The sequence below is a fragment of the Actinomycetota bacterium genome, assembly GCA_023488435.1.
GTDB lineage: Bacteria > Actinomycetota > Coriobacteriia > Anaerosomatales > UBA912 > UBA912.
Map to the genome: position 1 here is coordinate 1 of JAMDCK010000054.1, position 5,252 is coordinate 5,252.

At 58.5% G+C, this 5,252-nt stretch carries 6 protein-coding genes; all 6 read left to right on the forward strand.

Annotation, left to right across the window (positions count from 1 at the left end; translation table 11 throughout):
• On the forward strand, positions 1 to 235 hold a 235-nt coding region (locus tag M1617_07285), incomplete at its 5' end, for a hypothetical protein (GenBank protein ID MCL5888072.1).
• Between the two features lie 94 nt (positions 236 to 329).
• Positions 330 to 1,946 (forward strand): AAA family ATPase, encoded by a 1,617-nt coding sequence (locus tag M1617_07290; protein MCL5888073.1) that lies wholly within the window; start codon positions 330 to 332, stop codon positions 1,944 to 1,946.
• Between the two features lie 419 nt (positions 1,947 to 2,365).
• Positions 2,366 to 3,208 (forward strand): hypothetical protein, encoded by an 843-nt coding sequence (locus tag M1617_07295; GenBank protein MCL5888074.1) that lies wholly within the window; start codon positions 2,366 to 2,368, stop codon positions 3,206 to 3,208.
• Between the two features lie 133 nt (positions 3,209 to 3,341).
• Positions 3,342 to 4,112, forward strand: coding sequence for a hypothetical protein (locus M1617_07300; protein MCL5888075.1), 771 nt, complete (start codon positions 3,342 to 3,344; stop codon positions 4,110 to 4,112).
• Between the two features lie 291 nt (positions 4,113 to 4,403).
• Entirely contained in the window at positions 4,404 to 4,775 is a 372-nt protein-coding gene (locus M1617_07305; GenBank protein MCL5888076.1) for a hypothetical protein, read from the forward strand.
• Positions 4,776 to 4,894: 119 nt separating this feature from the next.
• Positions 4,895 to 5,122, forward strand: a complete 228-nt coding sequence (locus tag M1617_07310) for a hypothetical protein (GenBank protein ID MCL5888077.1) — start codon at positions 4,895 to 4,897, stop codon at positions 5,120 to 5,122.
• Positions 5,123 to 5,252: the final 130 nt, after the last annotated feature.

The window sequence follows — 5,252 nt, forward strand, 5'->3', positions numbered from 1 at the left end:
ACCTACTATCGGCCAGTGGCTGACTAACCCAGGAATCCACGCAGACGGCGCGCAGGCAACGCCGACAACCGCCGAAGACGGCATGCTGGTGCTATTCGGCAACGGCGACTCAATCCCAATCTCATCTGCCGAGGAAGGCGCGCGGTTCCTGCTGGTGTCGGGCAAGCCGCTTCGCGAGCAGGTCGCGTGGCGCGGGCTCGAAGAGGGGAGCTTCGTGAAGCATGGTGCGCGGTGAGGGGGGTGGGCGCTATGGCGAACTAAGTAAGATTCGCAGTAGCTTCTGCCGTAAAGTAGGGCGCTTCGAGTATGATGAGGTTTAGGTATAAACAGTGTTAGACGCTCAACTACGGGAGGACTCATTGGGAATCGCGATCGAGTTGGTTATCCCCAGAAGCCCATCGCCGAGTCTGCCTGAAGCGCTTTCGACCGCCCGCAAGTTCGAAGACTTCTTCGAACCTGACGACCCGAAACAGCCGTATAGGCTCACCGTGGGTGCTGACGAGATGCGTTTGCGTCATCGCGCCCTCGAAAGACTGTTTGAGACCGTCCGTGGCTGGAAGGGTGCGCACCTCCTAGTCAACGGGCGGGTCGCTGATGCTCAAAAGTTCCGCAAAATTCTCAGCGTGCTGCAATGTTCGGACAGGCGTGAAGCGGCTGTTCTTCCTGACGAATATTGCAACGAATCATATGGCTCGGGATGGGGCTGCAGGTACTTCCAGGTCATCCAAGCGGAGCTGCCGCCCTCGATGTACGAGATGAATCGCGGTTCTCGCTACTGGTTCCAGTTCGGAAGTTTCAATGAAGACATGAGTGCCTGGATCATTGACAAAAAGGAGCTGGCTGCGGCCATCACCCGGGAGGCGAGTTCAACCCTCGCAGATACATGTCCCTACTTCGATCTTGATGTGGTCCGCGACCGGATTGACAGTCTCCCGTCGGAACTCGAACTAGGGGATGAGTCTTCCTGGAAGGTTGTTTATGAGGAGCAGTGCAATGGCAGCACCATTCAGCAGTCCGCGATTGGCGTAGTGCCGCGAAAACTCAGTCACGGTGCGGGTTTCGGCCTCTCCATCGATCTGACCGACACCTTTGATGAACTGGTCCAACGAATCAGCAAGAAGCGTCACATACCCGCTGTTTCTTTCGATGACATCGGCGGTGTTGATGAGATTTTGGACATGATTCGGGAGGTTATAGAGCTTCCGCTCAGACACCCAGCTCTCTTCAAGCACCTCGGTATTGCCCCGCACAAAGGGATTCTTCTTTACGGTCCTCCAGGCTGCGGAAAGACACTGATTGCCAAGGCGATTGCCAATGACATCAGCGCGCACTTCATCTCGATACGCGGGCCCGAACTCTTCAACAAATATGTCGGTCAGTCAGAGGAGAACCTGCGCAAGGTCTTTGACGAAGCACGCGCTCATGCGCCTTCAATAATTTTCTTCGATGAGATCGACTCGATTGCGCAGAAGCGATCCAGTGAGGAGAGCGTGCGCCATGAATCCGTCTTCGTCAACCAACTCCTCACTCTGATGGACGGAATGGAGACCTACGAGAATGTTTGCGTGATTGCTTCCACGAATCGCTTGGAGTTGCTTGATGAGGCAGTGCGCCGACCTGGTCGGTTCGACTACGTACTTGAGATTCGACATCCTAGTCCGGACGGAGTCCTGAAGATACTCGAAATCCACACCCGCAGGATGCCTTTAGCGCAGGACGTTGATTTGCCGACTCTGGCGAGCGCGATGGGCGGGTTCACTGGAGCCGAGATAGCCTTCGTGGCACGCGAGGCCGCATACAACTGTTTGCGGCGAAGTGCCACCCCGGAGATGCTCTTGACTCGAAGCGAAGAGGAAATCGAGTTCGAGCTGTTCTCGGTGGTGCAGGAAGATTTCAATGTGGCGGCGAAGATGGTCCGCACGCGAGATGTGGAACCCGCCTCTTGAGAAGGGATCCCGCGACGAGACTGGCGAGCGACGTTTGATCCGACCTCCCCTGGTTAGCTTCGCTCGCAGGTGAAACCGAAGAGCGCAGGGATGACGCAGGGAGTGTGCGACTACTAGGACTGGTTTGGACCGCACGGGAACTCGCGAGGCCTCCAAGGCACACTTTTGGCGGGCAGTAGTCTGGGCAGAGCGCATTCTGTCTGGTCGTGACAACTAGAACGGTGGCATCGAGGCATCGGGTGACCCAGAGTGACCTCGGCGGAGTTCACAGAAGTGAGACACATTAAAGGTGTCGTATACCGCAAGGTAGAGCATCTGGAGTATGATGAGCATCGGCACAAACATTTTTGGACACCTCTGGGAGGCAATGGATGTTGGGCTCACTGGGTGCATACTGCGCCCAGGGTGATTCCCCCAGAATGAGGCCGTCAATTGTCTGCTACGCGGACATTTTGGGGTACGACGCGTTGAGCCGCGAAGCGGTAGAAGACGACCGCGGCGATGAGTTCCTGTTGCGCATCTACCGCGCCATGACTCGCGTCCACGGGGCTATGCACTCGCATAACTCAGTACATGGGCGGCACCTCTACGAACTCAAGGCCTTTACTGATAACGTGGTCGTGGGCTACCCCATCCTTGATACCGGACTGGGCGAAATCGAACTACTCGACATCTTGGAGCTGTTTGCGCAGTTCCAAGCGAACCTGGCCGCAGCGGGCTTTCTTGCGCGTGGAGGAATCGCTTTCGGCGACCACTACATGGGCGACGACGTTGTTTTCGGGCCGGCTTTGCTGGATGCGGTCGCCGCGGAGAAACGTGGCGGGGCACCCCGGTTGGCCCTGACGGACTCCGCGGTAGAACTCCTGCAGCTACACGGAGAGTTCTATGGCCTCCCACGGTATGCGCCCAGCAGCGATTACGTGCTGCGCGATGCTGACGGCGTATTCTTCTTGAACTACCTTGCTATCGCCTTCATGTTGTTCCCAGAGTCCGGAGTAAGCATCGAGCACATCGAGGGCCACGCCAGCACTGTGTCTCATGGTCTAGTGACCTACGTTGCGAATCCTGGGGTGCGCGGCAAGTACGAGTGGGCTGCCCGCTACCACAACTACGTGTGCCGCGACTTCGTCCGGCGACACCCTGTGCCTGTAGGATCCGCTGGCGATCCTGAGTACGTGGCTGCGTGCGAGGACGCGCAGCGCCTACTCGAATACTTGATCGACATCGAAGCACTCGCGGCGCACCCGGAGTCGCCATGGTAACGGTAGCGCCAATCAGGCCACCGGAGTGTCCAGCCCCAGCTTCGAGTGGGCTCCGCGCAGCAAGCGTAGACTCTAGTGCAGCGACGGAGGAGAGCGTCGCCACTCAGGCTGTAGAGAACGTTAGACCGATTCCATGACGCGTTACTGTTGGAAGAATCAGTCCCAGCTGCTCGCCCGCATCTCCAAGGAGATGGTCAACATTCAGGGACCTGTGAATATTCGTCGGGCGATTGCGCAGTACTACGCGCTTCGGACGCAGGATCGTACTCTCGCGCTCACCCGTCTCTTCGAGGGAGGTCATTACGTGCCAGCCGTACCCCTTGTCCGCGTCGCGTACGAAGACTGGCTGTCGTCTTCCTCCTTGTTGCTGGCCCCCCTTGACGACGGTGAGATCTGGAAGCGGTCGCTCGGCGAGCTTGGTGCGGAGTATGCACGCCTCTATCGTAGGTTCCATGCACTGTGCGGCAAGCGCTCGGCGAAAGCCCAGTTCCCCAACCATCCTCCGTACGCCGAGCCCTATCTCCAACAGTCCAGCGATCCGCCGCACAAGGTGAGGGACTGGTCGGACAAAGCGGCTCAGCTGGGCCTGGAGAACGTGCATGGCGTCGTCTACAACTACCTGTCCGACCTAGCTCACGGCTCCTTCCATACCGCGAACGTCTACATCATCTCGGACGGACAGCGCTTCTCTCCACGAACCATTGAACGCAGTCCGGACGGAGAGGAACTGCTTGCTGTGTGGTCCTTCTGGTTCCAGCTCCGTACACTCACCGTCGCCGCCAGAGAATGGGATCGCGACTATGAGCACGTCAGTAACGAGCTGTTGGCAGAATTGATTCCTGATGCCAGGAGGTGCACCATGTGCACAGGTGTGATGCGTCGCGAAAGATGGAAGTCGCGCTGACGGCCTAACAATGGGATCAACACAGGCAACGGGTCAGGTGGGCTATCGTCGGGCTCGAGCGACGCACGAGGCGCATCGTTGGTCATCCCGAACGAAGTTAGGCCAAACTAGAAAAAGCAAGCGCGTCCGGTCAACACAGAAGCCGTATCAAGATTAGTATTTGGTGTGTATCGCCTCTCAAGGGGGGATCAGGGTACCTGCCCAGCTCATCGGCGATGCTCGTAGCTTCCGGAGGCTGAGGGCCGCGGACAACAAGTTGTCAATTGCTAGCAACGAAAGGGGTGACTCCCAATGACGCTCGTTCTCGCAATAGTAGCGGTCCTGGCGATCATCTACGTCGTTCCATTCGTCGTCTACGCGGGCGCCAGTGTGCTGCGCCTGGTCGACATCCCGTCGGAGACATCGCCGCAGCGCTTTCTGCTTGGCGTGTTCGTCACGAAGCTGGGGACGGCAGCGGCTTTCGTGCTGATCCTGCACCTTGGTTGGCCGGGCGGGTGGCTGATGTACTCGCTGATCTGGTTCGCCATGTTCGCCGCAAGTGAGATCGGTGATGCCATTTCGGGACGCGCGAGCTGGGCCGAAGCCTTGCTCGGAGTGTTGTCCGAAGCCATTTACGCACCGCTGGCGGCCCTTTCGGCATTTGCGATACTCGGTCTCGGGTAGAGTGATCGTTGCAGGACGCCGCGTGCAGGCAAGTTCGATGTGAGGCGGATGATCGGCTTATCGATGGGAGGTGTGTTTCTGTGCAGCAATGCGCTGTGTGCGGTGCGGAGGTCGACAAGGTGCCACGCTACCCTCGATACGCTTGCAGGACGTGCGTCGGACGCGCCGTGTCCATAGACGGCCGGCCGGTTGCATTCTTCAACCTGCCTGGGACGATGGGCCTTGGGTGCCTCGGCGTGTACAGGGACGATGATTCGCCGTACGACGACACACGTTGCTTCATCGACGGGGTCGAGTGCGTCGCAGGGGAAGCGCGGTTTGGCGGAATCGTCGTTCAAGCGGTCTGAGGGACAGGTCATCCGCCGGATGCGGACCGAGTAGATACGTTTGGAGAGCCAGTGGATCTTCGCAGTCGATACCGAGGCTGCCTTCTCGGGCTAGCCGTGGGCGATGCTGTTGGGACGACGGTCGAGTTCA

Bases quoted from the DNA above. Each gene is read 5' to 3' on its own strand.
- M1617_07295 (MCL5888074.1), top strand. From the start codon at position 2,366: ATGAGGCCGTCAATTGTCTGCTACGCGGACATTTTGGGGTACGACGCG.
- M1617_07300 (MCL5888075.1), top strand. From the start codon at position 3,342: ATGACGCGTTACTGTTGGAAGAATCAGTCCCAGCTGCTCGCCCGCATC.
- M1617_07305 (MCL5888076.1), top strand. From the start codon at position 4,404: ATGACGCTCGTTCTCGCAATAGTAGCGGTCCTGGCGATCATCTACGTC.